Below are 13,840 nucleotides of genomic sequence, written 5' to 3'. Positions count from 1 at the left end.
AATAAAAGGGGTAGTCTCCAATTGTGGAGGCTACCCCTTTGGAATATCGCTAAACGAATGTAATAAATTACCAGCAAGAAGGAGAGGCACTGATGAGTTTAGAGTATATGAAGGCCGTTGATGCAACGGAAGACTCGATGTATGCATCGAATACTACGGGGTCTGTCATTTCAGTTGTGTTAGGAGGAACCAACGTTCCATTACCAAACAATCAAAATCTTAGTAGTTTTTCCGTTAATGGAGCAAACGACACCTTTACTATTCCGATGAACGGGCTGTATTTTATTTCTTATCAAGTCAATATAACCGCAGCACTTGCAGTAAACTCAAGGCTAATCCTTAATGGGTCAACGCCTCTTCCAGGTTCAATTATTGATCCTGTTTTAAATGCCTCAAGCTTTCAAAATAGTATGATTGCTACACTTAATCAAGGTGATACGATTACACTTGAGCTTTTTGGGCTGCTAGGTCTCGCTACACTTCTTGGAGGTGGTGCAACAGGGGCTGCACTAAATATTATTCGCTTAGCATGATAGCAATCTGAGAAAATAGGCAAGTAATTTCGGAAAAGAAAATGGTTTGTCCAAGCACCTCCATTTTTTACGAATAAACTATAAAAGATTCGTGGAAAGGAGGAAAATGCATGGCACTCCAATTAATGAAGCTTTATGTTGGTGTCACAACAACTGTGGATGCTGATCCGGAAAATACTAGATTCTTTTACGTAACGGGTGCTCCAACCGCTGCAGGAGCAACTTTGAATATTGATGCAGCTGCATTCTTTATGGATAACGGGGATCCAAACGTTGAATTACCGGTTCTTGAAGCAGATAATAGCTATTACAATGTGTATGTCAATGGAGTATTACAAATGGAAGGTCTTTCAACGTATACACCTGGTATAACAGCTGTTGGTTCACTTGCAATTGATGTTCCGGCAGGAGGACCTGGAATACCTATGAGCACTCCAGTTGTGTTAGAAGTAGTGAACTTCACTCCTACCGCTTCAAATACTGTGGAAACATAATCATCAAAATAGCCAAAAAACGGGTCCAAACACGAGACCCGTTTTTTCTATTTACTAATTAAGATAAAAATCAACCATCTCAATAATAATTGGAGTGCCGGCAAAAATCGTCCCACTAACAGCGTTGATGGTTAAGCCTTTTGTTGATATAGAATAAATGCTTCCCTGCTGCATTAACCCATTGATAAATAAATTGTTATAGCCATTAGGCTTTTTGTATGGAAATCCAGTAACCAATATACCTTGATCATTTGTGAAATTGTTAGCAGGAATCAATTGTTTTACCGATAGGTCGATATCTTCTTCACAAATGTAAAAGAATCGCTTGACCGCCGGGGTAATTTTGACAAAGTTGTTTTGGTTTGATGAAGAACGATTACTTTGTTTTTTAGGAGGTTTAGGGGGCATAAAAAACGCTCCTTTCTATAAATATCCTTGTATTATACCTATTTTAATATCGTACAAAGGGTATAGGCGTATGTTTATTTTTGAAAAATTTTTAAAGCAAATGCCTAATATACATGAGTGGGCAATAATCGAGACATAGTGTTTACAAAACTACATTGTAAATTTACTGAAATTTACAAACTGTTTAAACCAGATTAATAGTGGGCTTGTATATTGTTACTTGTAAGACAAACAATAACCAATTCACTAGGGGGAACAAGTCAAATGAAGAGCTTTAGAAAATGGAGCGTACTATTATTAATCGCTGCAGTCATGATGTTCACAGCAGCATGTGGGGGGAAAGATTCTGCAAGTGGTAACGATAGCTCAAGCAGCAGTGAAGAATTAGAAGGAACAGTCATCATCGATGGATCTGGTACGGTTTATCCATTAATGGCTAAAATGGCTGAAAATTACATGACGAACGAGCAAGAAGGCGTTTCAGTTGAGGTAAGCCGTGCCGGAACTTCTGCAGGGTTTAAAAAATTCTTGGTGAAAGACGGAAATGATTTTAATAATGCATCACGTGAAATGAAAGAAGAAGAAAAAGCTGAGGCTGAAAAGTTAGGCATTGACGTTCAAGAATTGAAAGTTGCTTTAGATGGTATCACAATCGTTATTAATAAAGATAATGATTGGGCTAAAGAACTTACGAAAGAAGAAATTGTTGATATTTTCTTAGATAGCAAGGGTATGAAGAAATGGTCAGATGTTCGTGCTGACTTTCCTAATGAGCCAATCAAAACATACGGACCAAATGAAAACCATGGAACTTATGAATTCTTCTTTGAAACGATTTTAGAAGAGCAAGACCTAGTAAAAGGCATTAATTTACAACAGGATTATTCAACACTAGTTGACCTAGTTTCTAAAGACAAAAATGCAATCGGATTTTTGGGATATGGCTACTATGCGAGCAATAAAGACAAGCTAGCTGCAGTCAAAGTTGACTTTGGAAAAGGGGCAGTTGCACCAACACTTGATACGATTTCTGAGGATGGAGATTACGCACCATTCACACGTCCAGTATTCACATACTTAAACATTGGACATGCAAAAGAGAAGCCAGAAGTACTTGATTATGCAAAATACACAATGGAAAATGCCCAAAAAATTGCCGAAGAAACCGGATTTGCGCCATTAGCAGATGAAGACATTGACAGTGCAATGAAAGCATTAAACGAAATTAAATAATTTATGTAATAAAGAAAATAAAAAAGTGTCTTTTAGTAGTTTTGGTTACGTAAACAAAACACTGAAAGGCACTTTTTATATGCATTGAAAAATATTAAACTCCTTAAAAATCGGTTGTAGCTTGAACATAACAGAATTGTAGATTTCATTTTTGTAAGCATGTAATAGGGCTTTTTTTATCTGCAAAGAGTTGAAGTAGAAATCGATTTTCTTTTTAATAAAACGTACAATTTGTTCTTTATAGATTAATTCTTTTTTAGAGATTTTTTCACGTGTTTCGTTAGTTAAGGTAAAGACAAGCTTCATGGCTGATAATTCAATAGTGTTTCCGCAATATTCCTCTATGCCCAAATCTATTTCTCCTTTCTGTTACAAGGTCTTGTAATAAAATTTACAAAACTTAATATTTCCTTTACATTAGTTTAATATTTTCTTCGTAAAAGTCAATGGATTTGACAATGAAAGACAAAAGATTCATGTTGATGGTTTGGGCGGACACAGAATACCCTATTTGCATTAAAACGCCTCCATTTAATAGTTTTGCGGACACCAGATACTTTATTTAGTGAGAATCTTCAAAATCAGACTGTTTTGATGGCAAATAGAGGATCGTATGTCCGGTTTCACTTTGAAATTGTTGATTTTCGTCTAAATAAGGGCTTCATTGTCCGAAAATAATTTTCCATACAAAAAAATCCACTCACGCTATCAACAGCGGAGTGGATTATAGTTATTTTGCTAATTCGAAGATTTCGATAAGGTCTTGTTCATGTAATTTTACAAAATTGCCAAGCGGACCATTCTCAGTTCCTTTTTTAGCCATTTCTTCAAAATGCTCGTCGCTAATGTTTGCTTCCGACAAGCGGACAGGCAAGCCGATGGAACGGAAGAATTGTTCGGTTTTTAAAATCCCACGCTTTGCGGTTCTTTCTAAATTATTCACATCAAATTCAACGTCCCAGACGCGATGGGCAAATTGAGCAAAACGGTTGATATCATGCTTGTACACGTATTTCATCCAGGCTGGGAAAATGATTGCTAGTCCGGCGCCGTGAGCAATATCATAAATGCCACTGATTTCATGCTCGATATCATGACTGCCCCAATCTCCGATTCGTCCAGTACTTAGCAAATCATTATGCGCTATCGTTCCGGCCCACATAATTTCAGCACGCGCTTCGTAGTTGGTAGGGTCATCAAGGACGATATGTGCGTTGTTGATAATCGTCTTAAGTGTTGCTTCACATAGCCGATCCGTTAGCTCGACGTTCTTTTCGTTTGTGAAGTATCTTTCTAAAATATGTGCCATCATATCGGTTATCCCACAGGCAGTTTGATATGGAGGCAGAGTATAAGAAAGCTCTGGATTTAGGATCGCAAAACGCGGACGCAAGCTCACATGACCAGTCGAGCGTTTGTACCAACCATCTTCGTTTGTGATGACTGTACCACTGCTGGATTCGCTTCCTGCAGCCGGAATTGTCAGGACAACACCAATTGGCAGTGACTCGGTAACCTCAGCTTTGCCATCAAAGAAATCCCAAACATCTCCTTCGTATGTAGCACCAATCGCTATCGCCTTAGCAGAATCAATAACACTTCCTCCGCCAACGGCGAGGATAAATCCAATCGAATGTTCTCTACAAAGAGCGATGCCTTCACGGACAAGACTAACTCTTGGATTTGGTTTCACTCCACCTAGCTCGAAAATTTCTATTTCTTGTTCATGAAGAGAGTGAATTATTTTTTGATATAAACCGGTTTCCTTAATACTTCCTCCACCGTAATGCAAAAGAAGCTTCTTACCAAATAACAATGCTTCTTCGCCAACTGTTACCTCTTTATTTTTGCCAAAAATAATCTTGGTACTGTTTTGAAATATAAAATCTTGCATGACATCCATCCTCCTAAAGTGCAATTAAATCTTACTTTGTTATTTTAATATAACTAATTATCAAAAGGAATAAATGTAATGGTAAAATAAAACAAGGGAAGATGATGGCTTAGTATCTTCCCCAGATTTTTGTATCGTTTTGATCTTTCATTAATTTTACCTTAGAATCACCAGGATATGATTCAGTGGTTTTCTGATATTGTTTGTTAACTTCCAGTAATTTTTCAACAGCTTCTTCAAATTGCTGACGGTCAATTTGCTTGTTAGCATAGGATAATACCAAAAAGGCAAGTGCGATTGGCATTGTATCTACATTTACGTTGACCTTAACATCAACATCTGAATTTCCACTGTGATTGACGGCAGATGAAGCGTCTGTTTTGACCTGATTGACTGATTTTGCTTTTCGTAGCATTAGATCATCAAAAAAACGGCTGGAAGATTTAGCATCTTGATCGTTCATGATAAATCCTCATTTCTATCCTAAATTTTTAAGAAGGGGAATGTATATACATTCCCCAATTTTCCTAGCTTCTGTTTACATTAATACTTGTGGTTTTTACCAGAGCCAGAGTCATGACCGCCATCTTCTTGACTTTGTTTGCCGAAGAAATAATCGTGTTGTTTGTTTTTCATGTGTTGTTTTTGGTCTTGGTCTTGATCTTGGTCTGATTCAGCTTTCGCACGAACTTTCGCGCTAGTGTCGGAGTAAACTTTTGCATCAACATAAACTTCAGAGTTACCACTTTTGAAAACCTTAGCAACAGCAGAGTTTTTGTTTCTTGATTTACTAGCGCTATCTACTTCGTTATCGAATTCATTGTCAAAGTCAAGATCTGATTTTGACTTTGAATCTGAATCGCTGTGTGATTTGTTGTCGCTTTTGTTGTACCCCTTGTTGAAGCCTTTGTTATAGCCATTGCTTGAGAACCATGGATTGCTCAATAAAATCCCCCCTTTCAAGCTTTCTACATTCAATATATGCAAGCTTGTCATATATGGTTGGACAAACTGATTAGGGGATTGGTGGAATTTTAAAAATATATTAAAATAATTATTTAAAGTTGTTTTCATGCAGTATTTGTCAGGGAGGAGTATTTCGATGAGTTTAACCTGGATACAAAGATATGTTCTTCTTGTACTCAGAATCGGTAAGGCGATCCAAAATGAAACGAATGATATATTGTACGATTTTTATGGAAATCAAAGTATAAAAAAACAAGTGGACAGTGAGCCTGTTTGGTCAGGTAAGCAACTTTTCGAAGAAGTAACTTTATTAATAAATGATGTGTCACAACAGGGATTTGATGCCAGGCGAGAGGACTACCTAACTAAACACTTAGTTGCTTTAGAGACAGTCTGTCGTCGAATCGCGGGGGAAAGAATAACGTTAAGAGAAGAAGTGCAAAAGTATTTTCATGTACCGTCTGAATGGATTTCAGAAACTGTGTTTGAGGAGGCATGGGAGCTTTATGAGAAGTCCTTGCCAGGTAAAGGCAGCATTGAAGAGCAATTAGCAAATTATCAACTAAAGTATTTACTTCCGATTGAAAAGAAGGAACTCTTGCCAGAACTGATTCAACGTGCAGCTGCTGAAGCTTTTAGAAGGACTAATGAAAAATTAATCATGCTACCCAAAACACAGATTCATGTTGAAAAGACGGATTTACCAGTGAAGGCAATGGCTGAATATTCCGGACATTATCAAGCCAAAATCTATGTGAATACCAATATGCCCTTTAATATTGCTGAATTATTATCGATTGTTTGCCACGAGGGATACCCTGGCCATATTGCTGAATTTTTGCTGAAGGAAGAACACTTGGTGAATCGTCAAGGATACGAGGAGCAGCAGGTAAGTTTGTTGCTGACGCCTTCTTTCGTTGTTAGTGAAGGTATTGCACTAATGGCGATGAAATCAATATTTGCACCAGGCGAGGCTGAACAATGGATGGCTAATCATATTTATCCAGAATTGGGGATTGAACCTGAGGAAATGGATTTACTTGGGATTCAAAAAGCAATAGATTTGATACGTGGTACTTGGTGTAACGCAGCCTTGCTTCTCTATGAAGGGAGACCAACTTCTGAGGCAGTCAACTACCTCATGAAATATGCCAAATATGATGAAAGTCGAGCAAACTATGCTATCCAATCATTACAACGCCCTTATTGTGAATCTTATATATTTACATATTTTTATGGAAGAAAGTATATGGAAGCGGCATTAACGCAAAAATCGAATTCCAAATGCCTCGCCTATTACTTAACAGAACAGAATTGTTTTAAATAACATTTAAATGGTGTTAAATGTGTTAAAGGGTGTATAATAGATTTTGTATATTTTTAAAATAAGGAAGGTATTGAATATTATGGAATGGAATCAAGATGCAAAAGACCTATTGGAAGAGTTAGTATCACCAATCCCAGTTTTTGTTCGCCCAATGGCGAAAAAGAAAATTGAAAATGTGATTTTGGCCAGTGTTGAAGGCGATGTAGTTACTAAAGACGCTGTTGTAAAGGGCTATATCACTTCATCACCTGGAGATATGCAGGACCGTGCTGTTAAGCTGTTAAAAGCAAAGGGTGTTGACCTTACTCCATACGAAGCATTACTTCAACAAACAAAATAATAGAAATGAGGCTGGACATAAGTATTTCAGCTAAAAAAAATCGAACTATGATGCGAAATTCTAACTTTGAATTTCCGAATAGTTCGTTTTTTTGATTCTTGAAAATAAGCGGAAGAATTCCACTTATTTTGGGTAATGCCTGTATTTTGTTAAGAATAAAGGGAGTTTTTTCGCTTATTTCATAAAAATCACTGGATTTTGTCTTTTTGGGAGCAGTTAAGCGGAAATTCTACTCTTATTTCACCTCAATTAGCCCTCCATACATACAATAACGGGAAATTCTCCGCTTATTTATTCTCATACCTACATAAAAATCAACACTGAACTTTACTCATTCGGTTTTTACTTTTGTCCCAGCCTCTTTTTTATTACAATCTTATCTAACACCACCGCGAGAATAATTCCTAACAGATATCTTACCAAATCAATTACAAGAAACCCTTTCCCTAAAACAAGCGCTCCGAGCACAGTACCCCGAACAGCATTTATCCAATCAGCTTGATAAAGCTGGCTTAGTTCAATTGAAAAACTAAACATAACACTAAGTACCATTGCGAATAACAGAGTCCTACGCACAAATAATAATCGAAATCCAAAATAAACCATCATCGCCCAAAGGGCATCACCTGCGTGCCCTGCAACAAAAGCAGGTAGTCGTTCAGCGAATGCTCTTGAAGCCAAGCCGAGTGCTATTGTAATGATTACAGCAACTATATAGATTCCTCGTTGTGATGGAGGTCGTGCAGCTTTTAATAATGCCAAATTTATCACTACCTATAAATAGTATTGAACAAATTATATATTTTTAATTTTTGACTAGCAAACTATTCTATAAGGCTATTGACCATTAGAAATAATACTGATAAAATTTTATATTATTCCGAAATAATTAAAGTGTGGAATACGGCAAACAAATTAAATAGCTAGCTATGATTGCTGTGGATCAAACTATAGCAGGAGCAGCTTCTGGAGAGACCGCGAATTTCCGCGGCGCCGAAGGGTTCACAATCTCAGGCAAAAGGACAGAAGAGTATCGAATCGAATTGTTATTTCCCCGTGGAAGTAACCATTTTGATTTGTTATTCTGTCAAACCGTGAGATTGGAGAAATTCCAATCTCATTTTTTATTTTTCTAGAAAAGAACACAGCTCAGAATGACAAATGATTATTGGGGGAATCACATGTGGAACACAAAGAACTAAAGAAAGATTTGAAAAATCGGCATGTCCAGCTTATCGCAATTGGAGGAACGATTGGAACAGGGTTATTTCTAGGCTCAGGAAAAGCAATCCAATTGGCAGGACCTTCGATTATCTTTTCCTACTTAATTATCGGAATTATGGTATTTTTTGTAATGAGAGCATTAGGAGAATTGCTGCTATCGAATGCAGGCTATCAGTCTTTTACCGATTTTGCAGCAGATTATATCGGACCATGGGCAGCTTATGTAACTGGTTGGACGTATTGGTTTTGCTGGATTATGATTGGAATGGCCGATATTATTGCCGTTGGGATGTACGTTCAATATTGGTTTGACATACCGCAATGGATACCTGCGGTCGTTTGCTTAGTGATACTATTAGGCTTGAATTTACTAACCGTAAAGCTGTTTGGTGAATTGGAATTTTGGTTCGCTTTAATCAAAGTGATTACCATTTTGGCCCTAATCGCTCTCGGAGTTATTTTATTAGTGATTGGCTTTAAAACAGATTCAGGTGTTGTCTCAGTTTCGAATTTATGGAACTATGGAGGCTTTTTTCCAAATGGCATCGGAGGATTTTTATTATCCTTCCAAATGGTTCTGTTCGCCTTTGTTGGGGTTGAGTTAGTTGGTGTGTCGGCAGCAGAAACTTCCGATCCAAAGAAGAATATCCCGTCAGCTATCAACAAAATTCCCCTGCGAATTCTATTTTTCTATGTCGGAGCGATTTTTGTTATTTTAGCAATCAATCCATGGGAGCAATTAAATGCTTCGAATAGTCCATTTGTGCAAGTATTTAGCCTCGTGGGCATTCCTGTTGCAGCCGGGATCATTAATTTTGTCGTATTGACTTCTGCTGCTTCAGCTTGCAATAGTGGATTGTTTTCAACAAGTCGAATCCTTTATAACTTAAGTCAAAATAAGCAAGGTCCAACACATTTTGCTAAATTAAATAAAAACCATGTTCCAAGTAATGCATTGTTTACGTCGACGATTGTGATTTCAATTGGCGCTCTTTTAAGCAAGCTTATTCCTGGCCAGGCATTTGGTATCGTAACAACCATCAGTGCAATTTGCTTTATCTGGGTTTGGGGCGTTATTTTAGTGTCTCACCTTCGCTATATGAAAACTCGTCCAGACTTGCGCAAAAAATCAAGCTTTAAAGCGCCACTCACACCATTTATTAACTATGTCGTGCTAGCATTTTTTGCTTTTCTACTTATTATCATGTTATTTGCAGAAGAAACACGCGTTGCGTTGTTATTAACCCCTCTATGGTTTGTGCTATTGTTCGGCTTATATGCTATGAAAAAGAAAAAGGAAGCTGTGGTCGACTACAGAGAAGAAAAAGCGGTTTAATTCTGTTGATGATTCAAAAAAGTCATTGTAAGAAAAGAAGTTTCGTATACCCCTTTGGAATTTATCCAAAGGGGGTTTTTTATAGTTTTACAGAAAAGGGGATTTAGAAGGTGAAAAAGAAAGGGAGTTTTATACCATTTAAGGGAACAAGCTTCATTTAGAATATCATCAATAATTAAACTACAAAACTAGAAAAATAGGTGTATAATATTAATTAACTTAACGCACTAAGTATTAAGGCAAGGAGGCATTAAATTTTGGATGCAAAAACAGTGTGGGATATAAAGTCTAATGAGGAAATGGATAAAATCCGTCAATTAGCTGAAGGGAAATTCCCAAAAGTATTAAACAGTGGAGAATTGGAAAGCATCGCTGCTTTTTTTAAGGGATTAGGAGATGAAACGAGACTAAAAATTGTATCGCTGCTTTGGATCGAGGATATGTGTATGTGTGAAATTGTATCTGGCTTAAATGGGGCTTCTTCAACCATCAATCATCATTTGAAGATTATGGAAAAGGGAGATATTATAGAATCAAGACGAGAAGGGAAATTTACTATTTATCATTTAAATAAAGAAAAATTAGAACATCTAATTCCTTATTTAATCGAGGATAAATAAGGAGATGATTTTATGATTATTTTTGAATGGTTAAATAATCAGCTATTAAAAATGGAATGGCTTCATAATCTTGTAACCTTGCTTGTAAGAGATGTTTTCGGTTTAGATGTGGATGGTAGGGTTGGTGCAAGCGTTCATTTCTTTATTTATGATGTTATCAAAATATTTATTTTGCTATCGGTTTTAATTTTTGGCATTTCCTATATTCAAAGTTTCTTTCCACCTGAAAGAACGAGAAAAATTTTGGGGAGATTTAATGGAATTACTGCCAATATTTTAAGTGCCTTACTGGGTACGGTTACACCTTTTTGTTCTTGTTCATCGATTCCATTATTTATCGGCTTTACAAGTGCTGGATTACCGATTGGCGTTACTTTTTCATTCTTGATTTCCTCGCCTCTTGTAGATTTAGCTTCCGTTATTTTATTGGCTAGTATTTTTAATTGGAAGATTGCGATTGCTTATGTTGTAGTAGGATTAATCCTCGCTGTTATTGGTGGAACAATCATAAGTAAACTGAAACTCGAAAAGTATGTAGAACCATTTGTGTTTAATAATAAGATGCTTGATTCTCAACAAGAAGAATTGACAACTCGTGAAAGGATAGATTTTTCGAAGGATCAAGTTATCGACATCATAAAAAAGGTATGGCTATACATTTTGATTGGAGTCGGAATTGGTGCTGCTATTCATAACTGGATTCCTGAGTCCATCATCACGGCATTACTTGGTCAAGATAAATGGTATTCGGTTCTTCTAGCAACGCTCGTTGGAGTTCCTATGTATGCTGATATCTTCGGAACATTGCCAATAGCAGAAGCTCTTGTTGCGAAGGGAGTAGGTATTGGGACTGCGCTAGCCTTTATGATGGGTGTTACAGCACTTTCTTTACCATCCTTAATTATGTTGAAGAAAGTGGTGAAGACAAAGCTGTTAGCTACATTTTTTGTCATTGTATCAGTTGGGATCATCATCATTGGATATAGTTTTAATGCTTTTGGGTATTTATTTTTATAGAAAAGACAATAGGAGTGAAGTTTTATGGTAATTAAAATTTTAGGTACTGGATGTAAAAATTGTATTATTTTAGGTGAAAACACGGAAGCAGCATTGAAAGAGTTAGGTATGGAGGCTGAAATTGTTAAAGTCACAGAAATACAAGATATTATGGCATATGGCATTATGTCAACACCTGGATTAGTCATTGACGAAAAGGTTGTTTCGTTTGGCAAAGTTTTAAAACCAAAGGATATTGTTAGAATTTTTGAGAAGGAAAACCTAGTATAAAAAACAAAATTCTAAAGGTAAAAAGGGTTTGGAAATGTATCCAAGCCCTTTTTGATTTGAGGTAAAATGTAAAGACTATGTAAAACTAGGTCTATTTCTCTTGATTTATATAAGTAACTAGTTATATACTTGTTTCGGATTAATAAGCATATAAGCAAATAATTATATATCAATAGAATGGAGGGAATCAAATGGAACAAGTATCGCATGTGTTAAAGTTATTAGGTGACAAAACACGCTTAACAATGGTGACAATCCTCAAACAACGAGAATGTTGTGTTTGTGAGTTCTCGGAAGTATTTGAAATGAGTCAACCATCCATTAGCCAGCACCTGCGGAAGTTGAAGGATGCCGGTTTGGTGAAAGAAGAGCGAAGAGGTCAGTGGATTTATTATTCATTAAATGTACAGAATCAATATTATCGCTTGATTGATGATATTTTGAAACATATCCCTGAGCAGGATGAGAAAATTAATCAAATTATTCAATGCAATCCCACAGCTAAGTGTGGTTGCGAAAGTTAGTAGGAAAACGTGATAAGGGAGTGTAGAAAAAATGAGTACTTCGGAGAAAAAAAGGTTAGGATTCTTGGATCGATACCTTACACTTTGGATATTCCTTGCGATGGCATTTGGTATTGGATTAGGGTTTATCGCACCAGGGTTTGTAGATAGTCTTAATAGTATGCAAGTAGGTACCACATCGATTCCATTAGCAATAGGTTTGATATTAATGATGTATCCTCCACTTGCGAAGGTGCGCTATGAGGAAATTGGGCGAGTGTTTAAAGATGTAAAAGTTCTTTCGTTGTCTCTTGTTCAAAACTGGATTATTGGGCCTATTCTAATGTTTTTTTTAGCAATCATTTTTCTTCAAGATAAACCAGAGTATATGGTTGGCCTGATCTTGATTGGTTTGGCTCGATGTATTGCGATGGTTATTGTATGGAACGATCTTGCAAAAGGAGACACGGAATATGCAGCCGGACTGGTTGCCTTTAATTCTATATTTCAATTGTTATTTTTCTCGGTTTATGCATACGTGTTTGTGACCGTAATTCCTGAATGGTTCGGAATTCAAGGGGCAGTAGTAGATATTACTATGGTTGAAGTGGCAAAATCTGTATTCATTTATTTAGGGATCCCATTTATTGCTGGAATGATTACCCGTTTTACTTTGGTAAAAGCTAAAGGCAGACATTGGTATGAGAAAGTATTTATTCCAAAGATTAGTCCAATGACTTTAATTGCACTGCTATTCACGATTATCGTTATGTTCTCCTTAAAAGGGGACGCGATTGTAAGCTTGCCGTTAGATGTAGTTCGTATCGCCATCCCATTATTAATTTACTTTGTTGTGATGTTCTTTGTATCTTTCTTTATGGGAAAGAAAATTGGAGCAAACTATCCTGTAACAACAACTCTTGCATTTACAGCTGGAAGTAATAACTTTGAACTAGCAATTGCAGTTGCTGTCGGGGTATTTGGAATTCATTCTGGTGCAGCGTTTGCAGCAGTTATTGGACCACTTGTCGAAGTACCGGTCATGATTGCCCTGGTAAACGTGGCATTGTGGTTTAAACGGAAGTATTTTAAAGAACAGTCAGTATAATGACAACTGAAAGGTGGTAATAAACATGGATAATAAGAAGAAACTATATTTTTTATGCACTGGAAACTCATGTCGTAGCCAAATGGCTGAAGGATGGGCAAAGAAGCATTTAAGTAAAGAATGGGAAGTTCGCAGTGCTGGAATCGAAGCACACGGCTTAAATCCGAATGCAGTGAAAGCAATGAAAGAAGCTGGTATCGACATTTCAGAACATACTTCTGATATTATCGACCTTGAATATTTAAACAATGCAGATCTAGTAGTGACTTTATGTGGTGATGCTGCTGATAAATGTCCAATCACACCACCGAAGGTAAAACGCGTTCATTGGGGATTTGATGACCCAGCAAAAGCGCAAGGAACAGATGAAGAAAAATGGGCCTTCTTTCAGCGGGTTCGTGATGAAATCGGAGATCGAATTAAACAATTTGCTGAAACTGGTGAGTAAGAATTTAATGAGGCTGGGACAAAACTAGCTTATATACATGAAAAAGGCAAAGCCTGTGAAATTTTACCCATCGTAAAAATGAGCTTTTGTTTAACAAGCCTCTTTTATTCTCATTTGTG

The 13,840-nt window shown here is 36.8% G+C and carries 18 protein-coding genes and 1 riboswitch; of the genes, 12 read left to right on the top strand and 6 right to left on the bottom strand.

Annotated elements, in window-relative coordinates:
- Window positions 1-92 precede the first annotated feature (92 nt).
- Window positions 93-533 (top strand): BclA C-terminal domain-containing protein, encoded by a 441-nt coding sequence (locus FXW34_RS12310; protein ID WP_147534300.1) that lies wholly within the window; start codon window positions 93-95, stop codon window positions 531-533.
- 110 nt (window positions 534-643) lie between these two features.
- Complete coding sequence (locus FXW34_RS12305) at window positions 644-1,027, top strand: DUF4183 domain-containing protein (RefSeq protein ID WP_147534299.1); 384 nt, start codon at window positions 644-646, stop codon at window positions 1,025-1,027.
- 54 nt (window positions 1,028-1,081) lie between these two features.
- Here the strand turns inward: FXW34_RS12305 and FXW34_RS12300 are convergent, their stop codons facing one another.
- The gene (locus tag FXW34_RS12300) at window positions 1,082-1,435 is read right to left on the bottom strand and encodes a DUF4183 domain-containing protein (RefSeq protein ID WP_147534298.1); all 354 of its coding nucleotides are present in this window, start codon (window positions 1,433-1,435) and stop codon (window positions 1,082-1,084) included.
- A gap of 264 nt (window positions 1,436-1,699) precedes the next feature.
- On the opposite strand from FXW34_RS12300, the gene FXW34_RS12295 reads away from it, so the two are divergent.
- Window positions 1,700-2,668, top strand: coding sequence for a PstS family phosphate ABC transporter substrate-binding protein (locus tag FXW34_RS12295; protein WP_147534297.1), 969 nt, complete (start codon window positions 1,700-1,702; stop codon window positions 2,666-2,668).
- Window positions 2,669-2,743: 75 nt separating this feature from the next.
- Here FXW34_RS12295 and FXW34_RS12290 read toward each other — a convergent pair whose 3' ends face one another.
- The 4 genes from FXW34_RS12290 to FXW34_RS12275 all read right to left on the bottom strand — a co-directional run bounded on the left by FXW34_RS12290 (window position 2,744) and on the right by FXW34_RS12275 (window position 5,507).
- Entirely contained in the window at window positions 2,744-3,019 is a 276-nt protein-coding gene (locus FXW34_RS12290) for a hypothetical protein (RefSeq protein ID WP_147534296.1), read from the bottom strand.
- Between the two features lie 379 nt (window positions 3,020-3,398).
- The gene (locus FXW34_RS12285) at window positions 3,399-4,562 is read right to left on the bottom strand and encodes an iron-containing alcohol dehydrogenase (protein ID WP_147534295.1); all 1,164 of its coding nucleotides are present in this window, start codon (window positions 4,560-4,562) and stop codon (window positions 3,399-3,401) included.
- Window positions 4,563-4,671: 109 nt separating this feature from the next.
- A complete protein-coding gene (locus tag FXW34_RS12280) occupies window positions 4,672-5,025 on the bottom strand; it encodes a hypothetical protein (protein WP_147534294.1) in 354 nt (117 codons plus the stop codon).
- Window positions 5,026-5,105: 80 nt separating this feature from the next.
- The gene (locus FXW34_RS12275; RefSeq protein ID WP_147534293.1) at window positions 5,106-5,507 is read right to left on the bottom strand and encodes a hypothetical protein; all 402 of its coding nucleotides are present in this window, start codon (window positions 5,505-5,507) and stop codon (window positions 5,106-5,108) included.
- A 157-nt stretch (window positions 5,508-5,664) separates the two neighbouring features.
- On the opposite strand from FXW34_RS12275, the gene FXW34_RS12270 reads away from it, so the two are divergent.
- Complete coding sequence (locus FXW34_RS12270) at window positions 5,665-6,855, top strand: DUF885 domain-containing protein (protein WP_147534292.1); 1,191 nt, start codon at window positions 5,665-5,667, stop codon at window positions 6,853-6,855.
- Between the two features lie 79 nt (window positions 6,856-6,934).
- Complete coding sequence (locus FXW34_RS12265) at window positions 6,935-7,195, top strand: DUF2621 family protein (protein WP_147534291.1); 261 nt, start codon at window positions 6,935-6,937, stop codon at window positions 7,193-7,195.
- 342 nt (window positions 7,196-7,537) lie between these two features.
- Here the strand turns inward: FXW34_RS12265 and FXW34_RS12260 are convergent, their stop codons facing one another.
- Complete coding sequence (locus FXW34_RS12260) at window positions 7,538-7,957, bottom strand: ribosomal maturation YjgA family protein (RefSeq protein ID WP_187118935.1); 420 nt, start codon at window positions 7,955-7,957, stop codon at window positions 7,538-7,540.
- A 194-nt stretch (window positions 7,958-8,151) separates the two neighbouring features.
- A riboswitch (glycine riboswitch) is annotated at window positions 8,152-8,231 on the top strand.
- A 147-nt stretch (window positions 8,232-8,378) separates the two neighbouring features.
- Here FXW34_RS12260 and FXW34_RS12255 point away from each other — a divergent pair.
- From FXW34_RS12255 to arsC, 7 genes are all read left to right on the top strand, one after another.
- The gene (locus FXW34_RS12255; RefSeq protein WP_147534289.1) at window positions 8,379-9,755 is read left to right on the top strand and encodes an amino acid permease; all 1,377 of its coding nucleotides are present in this window, start codon (window positions 8,379-8,381) and stop codon (window positions 9,753-9,755) included.
- Between the two features lie 257 nt (window positions 9,756-10,012).
- Entirely contained in the window at window positions 10,013-10,375 is a 363-nt protein-coding gene (locus FXW34_RS12250; RefSeq protein WP_246141021.1) for an ArsR/SmtB family transcription factor, read from the top strand.
- 12 nt (window positions 10,376-10,387) lie between these two features.
- The gene (locus FXW34_RS12245; protein WP_147534288.1) at window positions 10,388-11,392 is read left to right on the top strand and encodes a permease; all 1,005 of its coding nucleotides are present in this window, start codon (window positions 10,388-10,390) and stop codon (window positions 11,390-11,392) included.
- A 24-nt stretch (window positions 11,393-11,416) separates the two neighbouring features.
- A complete protein-coding gene (locus FXW34_RS12240; protein WP_147534287.1) occupies window positions 11,417-11,662 on the top strand; it encodes a thioredoxin family protein in 246 nt (81 codons plus the stop codon).
- A 191-nt stretch (window positions 11,663-11,853) separates the two neighbouring features.
- A complete protein-coding gene (locus FXW34_RS12235) occupies window positions 11,854-12,186 on the top strand; it encodes an ArsR/SmtB family transcription factor (RefSeq protein WP_147534286.1) in 333 nt (110 codons plus the stop codon).
- Between the two features lie 31 nt (window positions 12,187-12,217).
- Window positions 12,218-13,273: an ACR3 family arsenite efflux transporter gene (arsB, locus tag FXW34_RS12230; protein WP_147534285.1), complete on the top strand. Its 1,056-nt coding sequence runs from the start codon at window positions 12,218-12,220 to the stop codon at window positions 13,271-13,273.
- A gap of 25 nt (window positions 13,274-13,298) precedes the next feature.
- Complete coding sequence (gene arsC / locus FXW34_RS12225; RefSeq protein WP_147534284.1) at window positions 13,299-13,721, top strand: arsenate reductase (thioredoxin); 423 nt, start codon at window positions 13,299-13,301, stop codon at window positions 13,719-13,721.
- Window positions 13,722-13,840: the final 119 nt, after the last annotated feature.

Source organism: Bacillus marasmi, from assembly GCF_902168435.1.
Taxonomy (GTDB): Bacteria; Bacillota; Bacilli; order Bacillales; family Cytobacillaceae; genus Bacillus_BU; species Bacillus_BU marasmi.
This window is presented reverse-complemented; position numbering and strand designations above follow the sequence as displayed.